At 43.9% G+C, this 13,370-nt stretch carries 14 protein-coding genes; all 14 read left to right on the top strand.

Translation table 11 applies throughout. From position 1 onward, the window contains the following. Positions 1 to 452: M23 family metallopeptidase (locus tag QZL64_RS03685; RefSeq protein WP_296309261.1), on the top strand; the 452-nt coding region annotated here is incomplete at its 5' end. Position 453: 1 nt separating this feature from the next. After that, on the top strand, positions 454 to 1,620 hold the full coding sequence (locus QZL64_RS03680) for a S41 family peptidase (protein WP_021840654.1): 1,167 nt from the start codon (positions 454 to 456) through the stop codon (positions 1,618 to 1,620). 61 nt (positions 1,621 to 1,681) lie between these two features. After that, positions 1,682 to 2,956 carry a GTPase ObgE gene (obgE, locus tag QZL64_RS03675; protein ID WP_021840653.1) on the top strand — a complete coding sequence of 425 codons (1,275 nt, stop codon included), beginning with the start codon at positions 1,682 to 1,684 and terminating at the stop codon, positions 2,954 to 2,956. A 17-nt stretch (positions 2,957 to 2,973) separates the two neighbouring features. Then, on the top strand, positions 2,974 to 3,261 hold the full coding sequence (gene yhbY, locus QZL64_RS03670; protein ID WP_021840652.1) for a ribosome assembly RNA-binding protein YhbY: 288 nt from the start codon (positions 2,974 to 2,976) through the stop codon (positions 3,259 to 3,261). Between the two features lie 85 nt (positions 3,262 to 3,346). Beyond that, positions 3,347 to 4,513 carry a glutamate 5-kinase gene (gene proB / locus QZL64_RS03665; protein ID WP_021840651.1) on the top strand — a complete coding sequence of 389 codons (1,167 nt, stop codon included), beginning with the start codon at positions 3,347 to 3,349 and terminating at the stop codon, positions 4,511 to 4,513. A 10-nt stretch (positions 4,514 to 4,523) separates the two neighbouring features. Next, complete coding sequence (locus QZL64_RS03660; RefSeq protein ID WP_021840650.1) at positions 4,524 to 5,783, top strand: glutamate-5-semialdehyde dehydrogenase; 1,260 nt, start codon at positions 4,524 to 4,526, stop codon at positions 5,781 to 5,783. Positions 5,784 to 5,922: 139 nt separating this feature from the next. Continuing rightward, the gene (gene nadD / locus QZL64_RS03655) at positions 5,923 to 6,534 is read left to right on the top strand and encodes a nicotinate-nucleotide adenylyltransferase (protein ID WP_021840649.1); all 612 of its coding nucleotides are present in this window, start codon (positions 5,923 to 5,925) and stop codon (positions 6,532 to 6,534) included. A gap of 13 nt (positions 6,535 to 6,547) precedes the next feature. After that, positions 6,548 to 7,117 (top strand): bis(5'-nucleosyl)-tetraphosphatase (symmetrical) YqeK, encoded by a 570-nt coding sequence (gene yqeK / locus QZL64_RS03650; RefSeq protein WP_021840648.1) that lies wholly within the window; start codon positions 6,548 to 6,550, stop codon positions 7,115 to 7,117. A 12-nt stretch (positions 7,118 to 7,129) separates the two neighbouring features. Continuing rightward, on the top strand, positions 7,130 to 8,197 hold the full coding sequence (locus QZL64_RS03645; protein ID WP_021840647.1) for an LCP family protein: 1,068 nt from the start codon (positions 7,130 to 7,132) through the stop codon (positions 8,195 to 8,197). Between the two features lie 134 nt (positions 8,198 to 8,331). Next, positions 8,332 to 8,694, top strand: a complete 363-nt coding sequence (rsfS, locus tag QZL64_RS03640; protein ID WP_021840646.1) for a ribosome silencing factor — start codon at positions 8,332 to 8,334, stop codon at positions 8,692 to 8,694. A 1-nt stretch (position 8,695) separates the two neighbouring features. Continuing rightward, positions 8,696 to 9,676, top strand: coding sequence for a CvfB family protein (locus tag QZL64_RS03635; protein WP_021840645.1), 981 nt, complete (start codon positions 8,696 to 8,698; stop codon positions 9,674 to 9,676). Between the two features lie 78 nt (positions 9,677 to 9,754). After that, entirely contained in the window at positions 9,755 to 11,104 is a 1,350-nt protein-coding gene (trkA, locus tag QZL64_RS03630; RefSeq protein WP_021840644.1) for a Trk system potassium transporter TrkA, read from the top strand. Between the two features lie 12 nt (positions 11,105 to 11,116). After that, the gene (locus tag QZL64_RS03625) at positions 11,117 to 12,625 is read left to right on the top strand and encodes a TrkH family potassium uptake protein (protein WP_021840643.1); all 1,509 of its coding nucleotides are present in this window, start codon (positions 11,117 to 11,119) and stop codon (positions 12,623 to 12,625) included. Between the two features lie 103 nt (positions 12,626 to 12,728). Then, on the top strand, positions 12,729 to 13,340 hold the full coding sequence (locus QZL64_RS03620) for an MBL fold metallo-hydrolase (RefSeq protein WP_021840642.1): 612 nt from the start codon (positions 12,729 to 12,731) through the stop codon (positions 13,338 to 13,340). Positions 13,341 to 13,370 lie beyond the last annotated feature (30 nt).

Here is a 13,370-nt window from a genome sequence, read left to right as displayed (position 1 = left end):
CCGCCGCAGCAGCAGCGGCTCAGTCCGGTGGCGGCGGTGGCGGTAGTGATTACACTTATGTACAAGGTACAGGCCAACTTGCCTGGCCGGTATCCGGTGTTATTACGTCCGACTTCGGCTGGCGTAACCATCCTATTTTCGGACGACAAATACTTCACTCCGGTATCGATATCGGCGTTGATGAAGGCACCCCGGTACATGCTGCCGATGGTGGTACTGTCGTATTCTCCGGTTGGATGGACGGCTATGGTTATGCTGTTGTTATCGACCATGGTAACGGTATTTCCACTTTATACGGCCATAACTCTGATTTGGCCGTATCGGAAGGTCAATCTGTAAGTAAGGGCACCGTTATTGCCTATGCAGGCAGTACGGGTAACTCCACAGGTCCGCACGTTCACTTTGAAGTGCGTGTAAATGGTGATCCTGTAGATCCACAAGGGTATTTATAAGATGAATAATGAAAATACAAAGCGTCGGTGGTCGGACTCCTTAAAGTCCGGCGTCCGATTCGCCGTTAAGTTTACGCTGGCAGGCATTGTATTTATGTGGCTCGTGTTTTGGTATATTTCCGGCTCCCCAATAGGCGCTGTGAAGTTCTTTTTCACATATTTTGTGGCCAGTCATTTCTATATGGACCCGGTTTCGAAACAATCTTTATTTGAAGGCTCTTTGGCCGGTATGATTGATTCGCTGGGGGAACCGCATAGTCAATATCTTAATGAAAAAGAATATAATGATATTTATATGCAAACATCGGCCAGCTACATCGGAGTCGGTATTGTACTCGGCCAGGATAAGGACGGCCTGATGAAAGTGGCCAGTGCTATTGAAGGCCAGCCTGCTGCGGAGGCCGGCGTTAAATCCGGTGATATCATTGTAGAGATTGACGGGGTTAATACATCTACTTTAACCATGGAACAGGCATCCAAGATGATTCGTGGTGAAGAAGGTACCAATGTTACGATTACTATAATGCGCGGTAATGAAGTTAAAGATATTACCATTACGCGCAAACAAATTACATTGCCAACGGTTAAGGGCAAAATGTTGGATGACCATATTGGCTATATCCGCATCAGTCAGTTTGCGGAGCCAACCGGTCCTGATTTTGCCAAAACCTATAATGAATTAAAAGAAAAGGGCATGACAAAACTTGTCCTCGATTTGCGCGACAATCCGGGCGGTTTATTGACGACTGCTCAGGAAGTAGCCAATTATATTTTGCCGGCCGGTCCGATTGTTACGATTCAGGATCGTTCCGGTCGTATAGAGTCTTATGACTCAGAAGGTTTGGAGCCTACCATTCCTATGGTTGTGCTTATTAATCAAGGTTCTGCGAGTGCCTCGGAAATTATTTCCGGTGCGGTGCAGGATGAAAAAGTAGGTACCATTGTGGGTACTAACAGTTATGGTAAGGGAACGGTTCAAACTATTTTGGGTGTTCCCGGCGATGAAGGCATTAAGATTACGATTGCCAAATATCATACGCCAAATGATCGGGTAATCGACGGTACAGGCATTAAGCCAGATGTGGAAGTTGAATTACCGGACAATGCACAATCTGAAAGTGATGATACACAACTTCAGAAAGCATTGGAAATTTTAAAGACAAAATAATAGTGAGGCGGTAGCTATTTTGAGTTACCGCCCATATTACTATCAGAAAAGGATGAAAACTATGTTTATCGATCGTGCACGAATTTTTGTGAAAGCCGGTGACGGCGGCAACGGGATGAGTAGTTTCCGACGCGAAAAGTATGTTCCTAACGGCGGCCCAAACGGCGGCGATGGCGGTAAAGGAGCAGACATCATTTTAAAAGCGGACAGAAATATCAACACTCTCGTTGATTTCAGATATAAAAGACAATTTAAGGGACCGGCCGGTGAAGGTGGTCAGAGCAGTAATAAATACGGCAAAGGTGCCGATAATATGATTATTCCGGTGCCACTCGGTACGACTGTTAAAGATGAAGAAAGCGGTAAATTAATGGCCGACCTTATCGAAGACGGTCAGACCTATGTGGTAGCCAAAGGCGGCCGTGGCGGTCGCGGCAATGCGCACTTCCATACCAGTGCCAATCGTGCGCCGACGTTTGCGGAAAAAGGCGAACCGGGCGAAGAACGTTGGCTCCAATTGGAACTTAAAGTGTTGGCCGATGTAGGTTTATTGGGGTATCCGAGTGTAGGTAAATCCAGTATTATTCGCAAAGTATCTTCCGCAAAACCGGAAGTGGCGGCATATCATTTTACGACGTTAACACCGGTTCTCGGTGTTGTGTCCGTCGGTGAAGGTCAAAGTTTTGTTATGGCGGATATTCCGGGCCTTATTGAAGGGGCCAGTGAAGGGGTAGGCCTTGGGCATTCCTTCTTGCGCCATGTGGAACGCAGTAATATCCTCATCCATGTACTCGATGTATCGGGCATGGAAGGCCGCGATCCGATTGAAGATTTCCACACGATTAATAAGGAATTGGCCAAATATAGTGAAAAGTTGAGCAAAAAACCTCAATTAATCGCATTAAATAAAATTGACATGTTGCAAGACGAAGAAACATTACCTCGTGTTTCAGCGTATTTTAAAGAACAGGGGTATGAAGTATTCCCGGTAAATGCGTTAACCGGTGAAGGCTTGCCTGATTTGGTAAATCGTGCCTGGTACTACGTAGAAAACTATGTACCGGAACCGGAAGCAGTCGATGATACCGTGTTATACGAAGCTAAACCGGATACAGACTTTACTATTACCCGTGGTGACGATGCATCCTTCATTATCAGTGGTGCTCGTATTGAAAAATTAGTAGCCATGACAAACTTAGAAGATGAACAGGCTCTTCGTCGTTTCCAAAAAATTTGGTCCTATATGGATTTAGATAGAAAATTGAAAGAACGTGGCTGTAAGGACGGCGACGAAGTGGTAATCGGTGATCAACGCTTTACTTTCCACGATTTATAAGGAAGGACTAGTAGACTATGACAGGTAAACAAAAACGATTTTTGCGTGCATTAGCCAGTACCATGCCGGCTGTAGTTATGATCGGTAAAGGCGGCTTGGAAGATGCTGTTATTGACAGTGCTCGTGCGGCCATTACGGCAAGAGAACTTATTAAAGTTAAAGTGTTAAATAATGCCCCTGTGGACCCTGCAGAAACATTTGAAGAATTAGCCGATATGTTGGGTGCCGAATTGGTACAGGTTATCGGTCACAACGGTGTTTTATACAAAGCCAAAAAAGACCCCAAAATCATATTGCCCCGTTAGTCAGCCGAATTAATTCGCTTAATGCGTTAGTTTAGCTGACTTCCGGAAACGTTAAAAGGTAATCTGATGATGAGGAGATATAATTATGAGCGAAAGAGAGTCTACTGTTAAAGTCGTAACAAATGAACATTCCCGTGACGTATTGGCCAAGGCTAAGCGTATCGTCGTTAAAGTGGGTACCAGTACCTTAACCTATGACACGGGACGGCTTAATTTGCGCCGAATCGAATCGATTGTAAAGCAATTGGCTGATTTGGCCAATCAAGGGAAGGAAATTATTTTAGTCAGTTCCGGTGCCGTAGGTGCCGGGTTGGCTCCTTTGGGGGTTAAAGAAAAACCAAAAGACCTTGTCATGAAACAGGCTGCTGCCTCCGTGGGGCAAGGGGTTTTACTCCATATGTATGAAAAGCTATTTCGTGAATACGGCCATACGGTAGGTCAGATTCTTCTGACTCGCGAAGACAGTATGAATCGCTCTCGTTATATCAACTTGCGCAATACTTTATATGCGTTGATTTCTTTAGGCGTGATTCCTATCATTAATGAAAATGACGTAGTGTCTATTGATGAAGTTAAAATCGGTGATAATGATACCCTGTCGGCTGTTATTGCAAGTACAGTTGAGGCCGATTTGTTGATTATTTTATCTGATATTGAAGGTTTGTATACGGCTAATCCGCAAACGAATCCGGATGCCGAATTAATACATGAAGTAGACGTTATTACGCCTCATATTTATGAAATAGCCGGTGGTGCCGGTACATCACGCGGTACGGGTGGCATGTATACTAAAATTCAAGCCGCCAATATTGCCGTTAATTCCGGTGTGCACATGGTTATCGCTTCCGGTGAACGCAATGATTCTATCGAAGTGATTGCCGCCGGCGGTTTACGAGGCACCCATTTTGTGGCGCGTGATTCGAAACCGCATATGAAAAAACGCTGGGTAGCCTTCGGCAAGCGGCTTAAAGGTTCGGTTACTGTCGATAAGGGCTGTGCTGATGCTTTACTTAAAAAAGGCTCCAGTTTATTGCCGGTTGGTATTACGGCAGTAAGCGGTGAGTTTCATGAAGGGGAAACCATTAGTATCCTGTTTAATGACGAAGAAATTGCCCGTGGTATGGTAAACTTCTCATCAGCGGATCTTGATCAAATTAAAGGTTGCAATTCCCATGAAATTACGTCTATTCTTAAGATAGACAGTGCTCATACGGAAGTCATTCATCGTGATAATTTAGTAATCCTCAGATAGGAGTCTTAATATGACAGAGTACGCAACATATTTTGAAACTATGGGCCGTAAGGCTCGGGCCGCATCGACGGCTATGCAATTGGCCGATACGGCGGTAAAAAATAAATTATTGCAGACCGTGGCTGATGTATTGGTAGCTCATATTCCGGCCATTTTAGATGCCAATGAAAAAGATATGGCACAGGCCGGCGATTATAATTTACCGCAAATTATGTATGATCGATTGCGTCTTACTAAGGAGCGCATCGAGCAGATGGCTCTTGGGGTACGTGAGCTTGTTGATTTAGAAGACCCTATCGGTGAAGTTATGGAGTCGTCTACCCGTCCCAATGGCATGGAAATTACGAAAGTACGGGTACCATTGGGGGTTATTGCTATGTTTTACGAAGCAAGACCAAATGTAACTGTTGATGCAGCGGCTCTATGTATGAAAACAGGCAATGCGGTTATTTTACGGGGCGGTAAAGAAGCATTTCACACTAATGAATGCTTGGTAAATTTATTGCGTGACGCATTGACCGAAGTTAATTTACCGGCCGATGCGGTACAATTGGTAACCGTCACCGATCGTGCGGCCGTATCTGATTTATTGCGCCAACGTGAATACATTGATGTAGTAATACCTCGTGGCGGTGCGGGCCTTATTAAACGAATTGTAGAAGAAAGCCGCATTCCGGTTATTGAAACGGGGAGCGGTGTCGTTCATGTATATGTGGATAAAGATTGTGACGAAGCTAAAATTGTACCGATTGTAGTCAATGCTAAAGTACAGCGGCCATCCGTATGCAATTCCGCGGAAACGTTACTTATTCACGAAGCGGTGGCACCTAAATTGTTGCCGATTATTGCGGATGCTTTAATGGCCAAACAGGTGGAACTTCGCGGTGATGAAGCTTCGCGGGCTATCGTTAAAGATATTAAAGCTGCTGAAGAATCGGCATGGTCAACGGAATATAACGATTTAATTATGAATGTAAAAGTAGTGCCTTCCGTGGAGGCTGCCATTGCTCATATTAATCACTACGGGACGAAACATTCGGAATGTATTATTACGGAAAATAAAGAGGCGGCACAGGCCTTTTTACAACAAGTAGATGCATCTACCGTGTATGTAAATGTTTCCACCCGTTTTACGGATGGCTTTGAGTTTGGCTTAGGAGCCGAAATCGGTATCAGCACTCAGAAACTACATGCGCGCGGGCCTATGGGGCTCTTGGCGCTTACTTCGTATAAATATTATGTGCAAGGAGATGGCCAAATTCGTTCATGATAAAGTGGCTCAATATGGTACGAGTTTATGGCTCCTACTTAAAAACACCTAAGGGACGCTATGAATGGCTATCCTATATTAAAGCAATAATACTGTGGCTTGTAATATCATTGTTAATTATGGGGATAATGTACTGCTTATGAAACTTACAGGAAGAATCGGCATCATCGGAGGTACCTTTAATCCAATTCATTTAGGCCATTTGATGATAGCGGAAATGGCGCAGGAAACCTATGAACTTGACCGCGTTATTTTTGTACCGGCGTATCATCCGCCTCACAAACATGAAGACGTGATTGATGCAAAATATCGCTATGAGATGACGGCGGCGGCTGTTATGGACAATCCTAAATTTACTATTTCCGACGTTGAATTTAAACGGGAAGGGCCGTCTTATACGGTGGATACGATAAAGTACTTCCGTGCCCAATATGGTGAGGATAAGGAATACTATTTCATAGCCGGTACAGATACCATTCAAGACTTACCCAATTGGAAATATATTGACGAACTGCTCGGTTTATGCCATTTTATAGGGGCTGTGAGACCGGATGGTTCGGCGGCTATTGAAAAGATTATTGAATATTTTGGCGATTTAGGTCGTGACCGTATTCATTTGCTGGAAGTGCCGCTCATGCAGCTGTCGGCTACGGATTTACGTCAAAGATTGCGCACCAAGCGCAGTGTTCGCTACATGATTCCTAAAGCCGTAGTTCAGTATATTGCACAACATGATATTTATAAAAAGTGAGGCAACAAATACTATGTTTGAAGAAATTATTAATGATTTACAAATGCGACTTAGTCCTAAACGTTTCGCCCATACTTTAGGTGTGGCGAGAGCCGCTGTAGGATTGGCCCAACGCTATGGTGCCGATCCGGAAGAAGCTTATATTGCCGGTCTTTTGCATGATTGTGCTAAAGAATTGCCTTTATCGGAAATGCAGCGTTTGGTAGATGACGCGGACATTAAAGTGGATATGGATATGTATGTAAACGGTGCGCTATTACATGGTGTAAGCGGTGCCGTTATGGCCCATGATCGCTATGGTGTTATTGACGGTTATATTCTCGATGCCATTCGTTATCATACGACGGGCCGCGTAGGTATGACGCAATTGGATAAAATAATTTTTCTAGCCGATTATGTGGAAGAAACTCGGGATTTTCCGGGTGTGGACTATTTACGCAGTCTGGCCTTGGAAGATTTGGATGAAGCGGTGTTGGCCGGTTATGATACGACAATTCGCCATTTGTTGGATCAGGAGTTGAGTATTTATTTTAAAACCATTTTAGGCCGTAACGATATGGTACGGCGTATTCATAATCGATAGGGTGCGTGTAGTATGGAAGAAGAAGTGCGTAAAAGACCGACTCGGCGGGGGCGAAGAAAACCCAAAGTACGTTGGGGACGGGTTATCTTAGCTTTGATAATACTCATAGTCCTGGTAGGCGGTATCGGTTTTGGTTTATGGCGTGGTTATCAGGCAGCGGTAAGTTATTTTGGCGGGTCAGCTACGACCGAGACAACAACGACGGCCGATGTGGCACCACCGTCAGAGCCAAATCAAGTATCGACAATTCCTTTAGAACAAAAGTCGCTGGATAAGCCGATTTATATTTTATTGGTAGGTAAAGATAGCAATAATCCGGCACAAGGGGATGCTCTCTTTTTACTATCCGTAAATGAACAACAAAAAAATATTGATGTAATCGGCATCCCGTCCAATACAAAAATTTACAGCCGTGACAATAAGTCCGTGTCTATGATTAATACCATGTACAGCAGCGGTAATATTGAACTTACTAAGGCCGTGGTGGAAGATTTATTCCATATTCCCATTCCCTATTATGTGGTGGTCGACGAGGCGGCTTTTAAAGATACCCTTGATGTACTGGGTTCTCAAGATATGTATGTGGAAAAAGAAATGGTACATATTGACGACGCTACCGATACAGCCGATGTCAATTTGGCACGTGGATATCAAACATTGGATGCGGATAAAGCGTATCAATATGTGCGCTTTGTGGATGCCGATAAAAATGCATTCAGTCGTACCCAGCGTCAAGAACGGTTTTTAAAACAATTATTGAGTTCTCAGGAAGATACTTTTACTATTTCCCGCATGTGGCATGTGTGGCGCCTCTGGAGCCACTATGATTCTAATATCAGTACGACTGACGCAGTTAAACTGGTTATGAGTTTGGGCAGTCTTACCGGTAATAATATTCAGTACTATATTTTACCGGGCACCAGGGAAGTGCTTAACGGCGAAATATTCTGGACCTACGACCCGGTAGAAGCGCAGCAATTATTGGGCATTACCTTAGGCAATGCACCGATTGAAGGCGGTGGCGACGGGACAACTGATGATTCGAAAAATACTTCGGCCGGTAACGCCAAAGAAGGCTAAATATTAATTTACTATGTTATAAACAGCATTATAATTGTTAAAATAATTATAGGGGTTGTAACGGTTAGTCGTGACAATATATTGTATTTATTTTTATAGTTTATTGTTGGCGATGATTATAAAAAGGAGATTTCATGAAAGAGAAACAAGAAATTAAAGACGTGGCATTAGCATTGGCACAAGCAGGTTTTGACAAAAAAGGTACAGACATTGCCATTTTGGATTTGGAAGGTTTATCCAGTTTAGCGGATTATTTCGTATTGGTGAGTGCGTCCAACGTAAAACAGGCACAGAGTATTGCCGATGAAATTGAAGATAAAGGGGCTGAAGTAGGCGCTACCGTGCTTCATCGTGAAGGTTATCACGAAGGGGAATGGATTCTTTTGGACTTCGGCGATATTATCTGTCATGTCTTCGGCGGGCAGGAAACACGCTCTTTCTACGGCTTGGAACAGCTTTGGAATGATGCGGCTCGCGTAGAATTTACAGGGGCTTAATATGGCAACACAATTATCTGAAAACACATTAGCCACGCTGAAAGTGTTACGTCAAAGCGACCAAGGTTCGTTCTTGGACGGTGGTACGGGCAATACCAATGATGACATTTTACTTCATAAGGATCAACAGACCGCACCGGTGAAAATCGGCGATGAAGTACCGGTATTCTTGTACAAAGATCCGAAAGGTCGTCTCACCGCCAGTATGCGTTTGCCGGCTATTAAAGAAGGTCAAATCGGCTATGTGGAAGTAATAAATAAGACTCAATTCGGTGTTTTCGTCGAAGTGGGTACCGAACGCGGCATATTTATGCCACACGCAGAAATGCGCGGTCGTCCGCAATTAGGCGAGAAAGTCTGGGTTCGTTTATATACGGATAAGTCCGGTCGTTTAGCTGTTTCTATGGATGTGGATGATGCTATGCGCCGTGCCTCTAAACCGGCTACGGAAGCTAAAGTCGGACAAATGGTGCGTGGTGCCATCTATAATTTCACCTCCGATGGTGCTTTTTTTATCACCCCGGAACGTTGGATTGCGTTTATTCATAACAGTGAAATGACACATCATTTGAAGGTGGGCGAATTGATTGATGCTCGCGTTACCTATAAACGTGATGACGGACGTGTTAACGTTTCCATGCGTCCTGTAAAAGAAACGGCTTTGACCATTGATGGCGAAGTGTTATTGGAATATTTATATCAGCGTAATGGCCGTATGCCATACAGTGATAAATCATCGTCTGATATTATTAAAGCAAAATTCGGTTTCAGTAAAGCAGCCTTTAAACGTGCTGTAGGTCATTTAATGAAAGAAGGTAAGGTTATTCAGGAAGAAGGCTGGACCTTATTGACCGAAACGGGTAAAACAGCGGCTGAGGAACTTGTGAAAAGTAAGACAAACGGTGACGCACCCCAAAGTGCAGGTGTAACCGAAGCGTCTGACACAGGTAAGGAAGCCAAAGAGGATACTCGTAAGGCGTAGTGACGGCAAATAGAAGGCGTAATCAATTACGCCTTTCTTTGCATTTACCGACATATTGAATTTGAGGGTTGATTAATTATGAAAATTATTGTGGTAGGCGCCGGTAAGGTTGGCTATTCCGTAGCACAGCGCCTCGTGCAAGATGAACATGATGTATATATTATTGAAAAATCGGCAGAGCGCATCCGTAATCTGGAGAACAGCTTAGATGTAAGTCTCGTTCAAGGTAACGGCAGCAGTTTACAATTACTTAAAGAAATCGGTATGGATGATGTGGGTATGCTCATCGCCGTTACGGATTCCGATGAAGTAAATATGCTGGCTTGTTCGGTGGCAAAAATCGGCGGGATTCCTCGTACTATAGCTCGTGTTCGTGATAATGATTACTTGAGAGAAGAAAACCGCGAGTTACAGGAACAATTAGGGGTTGATTTATTTATTAATCCGGAGATGGTATCGGCTCAAGAAATTGTGCAGGTATTACAGACTCCGGCAGCTCTTGATGTGGAGGATTTTGCCAGTGGGGCTGTCCGTCTCATGGAATTTAAGATGCATGAAGACGTTCCTTATATTAACCAACGTTTGCGGGATATTCAATTTCCGGAAGGTGTTATTATTGTAGGCATTCTCCGGAACGGCGAAATGACTATTCCTCATGGGGAAAGTCGTCTGTTGAATATGGATAAAGTATTCTTCTTGGGAGCGAAAGATGCTATTTTGAAAATAGCCGAAGAATTCCACGAAGAAGCCATGATGGAGCAAACCAAGCGTATTCTATTGATTGGGGCCGGCCTTATCGGTCGCAATTTGGCGGTTCTCCTCGATCGAGCCGGTTACATGGTTAAAGTTATCGAAAAAGACATGGAGCGCTGTGAGCTTTTGGCATCCATGGTAGAGAACGCCATGGTTATCAATGGTGACGGCACAGATATGAATTTATTGGAAGCGGAAGAAATTTCCGATTGTGATGCTATTATCTGCCTTACTGATGATGATAAATTGAATCTGCTGGTGGCCTTATTGGGTAAACATTTAGGTGTACCAAAGACAATCGTGCGCGTTGGCCGACCGGAATATATTGTCCTTATGGAACAAGTAGGGATTGATATTGTATTTTCGCCGCGCCTTTTGACATCCGGCGAGATTTTACGTATGGTACGACGCGGTGAAAATGTAGTGAGCATCTCCACCTTTGAAGGCTCCAAAGCAGAAGCCGTGGAAGTGGTATTGAGTCCGGTATCGCCGCTTGTGGGTTGTGCTTTGAAAGACTTGAAGCTCCCCGGTAAAGCCTTGGTAGGTGCTGTTGTACGTGATGGTTCCACTATTGTGCCGACAGGTAATACGGTGCTTTTTGCCAATGACCATATTGTTTTCTTTACGTTGCCGAATCATGTTAATAAACTATTAACGTATTTGAAGCCGGTTTAATCGAGGTGTCCTATGCGTATACAGATTGTCATGCGATTAGTGGGGCAGTTAATCCTCATTGTTGCAGGAATTATGTGGGTTCCGTTCATTTACGGTTTGACGGTTGGTGAGTCATATTTTTCTTTTATCGGCGCCTCCATTATGGCGGCTGTAACGGGCAGTTTATTGTATTATTACGGGCAGCCGAGTACAAGTTACAGTTTGCGCGACGGTTTTTTGACCGTTAGTTCTATCTGGATTTTGGTATCCTTTTTTGCCTCTTTACCGTTTTACTTCGGCGGCGTTTTGCCAACATTTATAGATTCTTTATTTGAGTCGGTATCGGGGATAACGGCTACCGGTGCGTCTGTGGTGGAAGAGTTGGACAGCTTACCCAAAAGTTTTGTGCTGTGGCGCAGCCTCACTCATTGGCTTGGCGGTATGGGGATTGTCGTATTGGTGCTGGCCTTCCTTAAGAACTTAGGCGCTGATTCGGCTCATTTGTTCAACGCTGAAGCTTCGGTACCGCGTCCCGGTGTGGTATTGCCGCGCATTCGTTCTATGGCTTTTAAATTATGGACTATTTATTTATTATTTACAGCCGTATGTTTCAGCGCGTTAGTAATTGCCGGTATGTCGTATTTTGACGCCATTAACATGACGTTTACCACGATTGCCACCGGTGGTTATATACCAAACGACGGAGTCGTTGATATTTATACGGAAAATTGGGCTATTCGCTGGATTTTAATCTTTTTTATGATTTTGGCGGGTGGTAACTTTACCGTATACTATGCCGTATTCCAACGAGGTCTCAAAGCGGTTTGGCAGGATTTTGAATATCGCATGTATTTATTGATTCTGTTTATCGGGTCAATCATTGTAATGTATGCTTTATATATGGCCGATAATTTTTCCTCCGGTACCTCCTTTAACCGGGCTGTATTCATGATTGTGTCGATGCAAACCGGTTCCGGATTGGTTCTTGGCAACTATGATGTATGGTCGCCGCTCGCACAAATGATGCTTTTTATGTCAATGTTCTTCGGTGGTTGTAGCGGGTCTACTACGGGCGGTATTAAAATTATTCGTATCATTATTTTAATTAAAAGCAGTATTATTTATTTGCGTAAGGCTATTCATCCCGATATGGTGCAGACCATTACGATTAATGGCAAATCTATGCCGCAAAAATGGGTTCAAATGACGCAGCAGTTCTTTTTCCTATATATGACTGTATTTGCTATTTCTGCGTTGGGCATTGCCGCTACAGGCCTTAGTTTCGGTGAATCTTTACAATGTGTAGCGGGGATTTTGGGGAACGTAGGCCTTGCGTTCGGCAAACTGGGGCCGCAAGGCTCTTTTGCGGTGCTTCATCCGATGGCCAAAATAATTTGTGTAATCGATATGTTGCTCGGTCGTTTGGAATTGTTTACCTTACTTGTATTACTGCATCCTGATTTTTGGCAGGGCTATTTCCTTAAACGTCGCAAACGTTCCTATAAGGTATTGCAACCGGTAGGTACTCATCGCAGAGGCTAGAGCCTTAACACTTTTTACTCACTGGTGATTAATAGCCATGATAGAAGGCCTAACGTATGAATTGAATAGAAGGCTCAACGTATGACTTGAATAGGAGGACTTTATGGAAATTTTAAAACAGCCTTTAGGCTTATATAAGGCAAATTGTTATGTTTTAAAAGAGGCCGGCCAGGCGCTTATCATAGATCCGGGCTTTCATGCTCATAAAGTCCTTGAAATGGTAGGGGAAGCGGACCTTCAAGGCGTTGTACTCACACATGGTCACTGCGATCATGTGTGTGCCGTTGACGGTGTTTTGAAAGAACGTCCTGTTCCTTTATATATGCATCCCGGGGATGATGAATTGCTACATGCCAAACGGCGGATGCCATCGGCCTATAAAGGCCTCTTTCAGTCCCCGTATTTGCACTTAAAGGAAGGAACTCTTAAGCTCGGGGTATTTGACCTCTATGTGCATGAAACGCCGGGACACAGCAAAGGAAGCGTTATTATACAGTGGGGGAATCATCTGTTTACCGGAGATACTTTGTTCAAAAATTCAGTAGGGGCTACGAATAACTATAATGGGGATGATGCGGTGCTTAAAACTTCGCTTCGCCACATTATGACATGGGACCCTGATTTAATCGTTCATCCCGGTCATGCAGAGGATACAATGATTAAAGAAGAGTTGGCTCATAACCCGTTTTTACAGCCTTTGAAAGAATTTAATTAAATTGGTTAATTGTAAACTGAAATTGAACAT

Origin of the sequence: Veillonella sp. CAG:933, from assembly GCF_000431435.1 — a bacterium.
Taxonomy (GTDB): Bacteria; Bacillota; Negativicutes; order Veillonellales; family Veillonellaceae; genus Veillonella_A.
This window is presented reverse-complemented; position numbering and strand designations above follow the sequence as displayed.

What these genes read in the sequence shown, in the direction of transcription:
- QZL64_RS03680 (WP_021840654.1), top strand. Translation starts at nt 454, where the DNA reads ATGAATAATGAAAATACAAAGCGTCGGTGGTCGGACTCCTTAAAGTCC.
- obgE (WP_021840653.1), top strand. Translation starts at nt 1,682, where the DNA reads ATGTTTATCGATCGTGCACGAATTTTTGTGAAAGCCGGTGACGGCGGC.
- yhbY (WP_021840652.1), top strand. Translation starts at nt 2,974, where the DNA reads ATGACAGGTAAACAAAAACGATTTTTGCGTGCATTAGCCAGTACCATG.
- proB (WP_021840651.1), top strand. Translation starts at nt 3,347, where the DNA reads ATGAGCGAAAGAGAGTCTACTGTTAAAGTCGTAACAAATGAACATTCC.
- QZL64_RS03660 (WP_021840650.1), top strand. Translation starts at nt 4,524, where the DNA reads ATGACAGAGTACGCAACATATTTTGAAACTATGGGCCGTAAGGCTCGG.
- nadD (WP_021840649.1), top strand. Translation starts at nt 5,923, where the DNA reads ATGAAACTTACAGGAAGAATCGGCATCATCGGAGGTACCTTTAATCCA.
- yqeK (WP_021840648.1), top strand. Translation starts at nt 6,548, where the DNA reads ATGTTTGAAGAAATTATTAATGATTTACAAATGCGACTTAGTCCTAAA.
- QZL64_RS03645 (WP_021840647.1), top strand. Translation starts at nt 7,130, where the DNA reads ATGGAAGAAGAAGTGCGTAAAAGACCGACTCGGCGGGGGCGAAGAAAA.
- rsfS (WP_021840646.1), top strand. Translation starts at nt 8,332, where the DNA reads ATGAAAGAGAAACAAGAAATTAAAGACGTGGCATTAGCATTGGCACAA.
- QZL64_RS03635 (WP_021840645.1), top strand. Translation starts at nt 8,696, where the DNA reads ATGGCAACACAATTATCTGAAAACACATTAGCCACGCTGAAAGTGTTA.
- trkA (WP_021840644.1), top strand. Translation starts at nt 9,755, where the DNA reads ATGAAAATTATTGTGGTAGGCGCCGGTAAGGTTGGCTATTCCGTAGCA.
- QZL64_RS03625 (WP_021840643.1), top strand. Translation starts at nt 11,117, where the DNA reads ATGCGTATACAGATTGTCATGCGATTAGTGGGGCAGTTAATCCTCATT.
- QZL64_RS03620 (WP_021840642.1), top strand. Translation starts at nt 12,729, where the DNA reads ATGGAAATTTTAAAACAGCCTTTAGGCTTATATAAGGCAAATTGTTAT.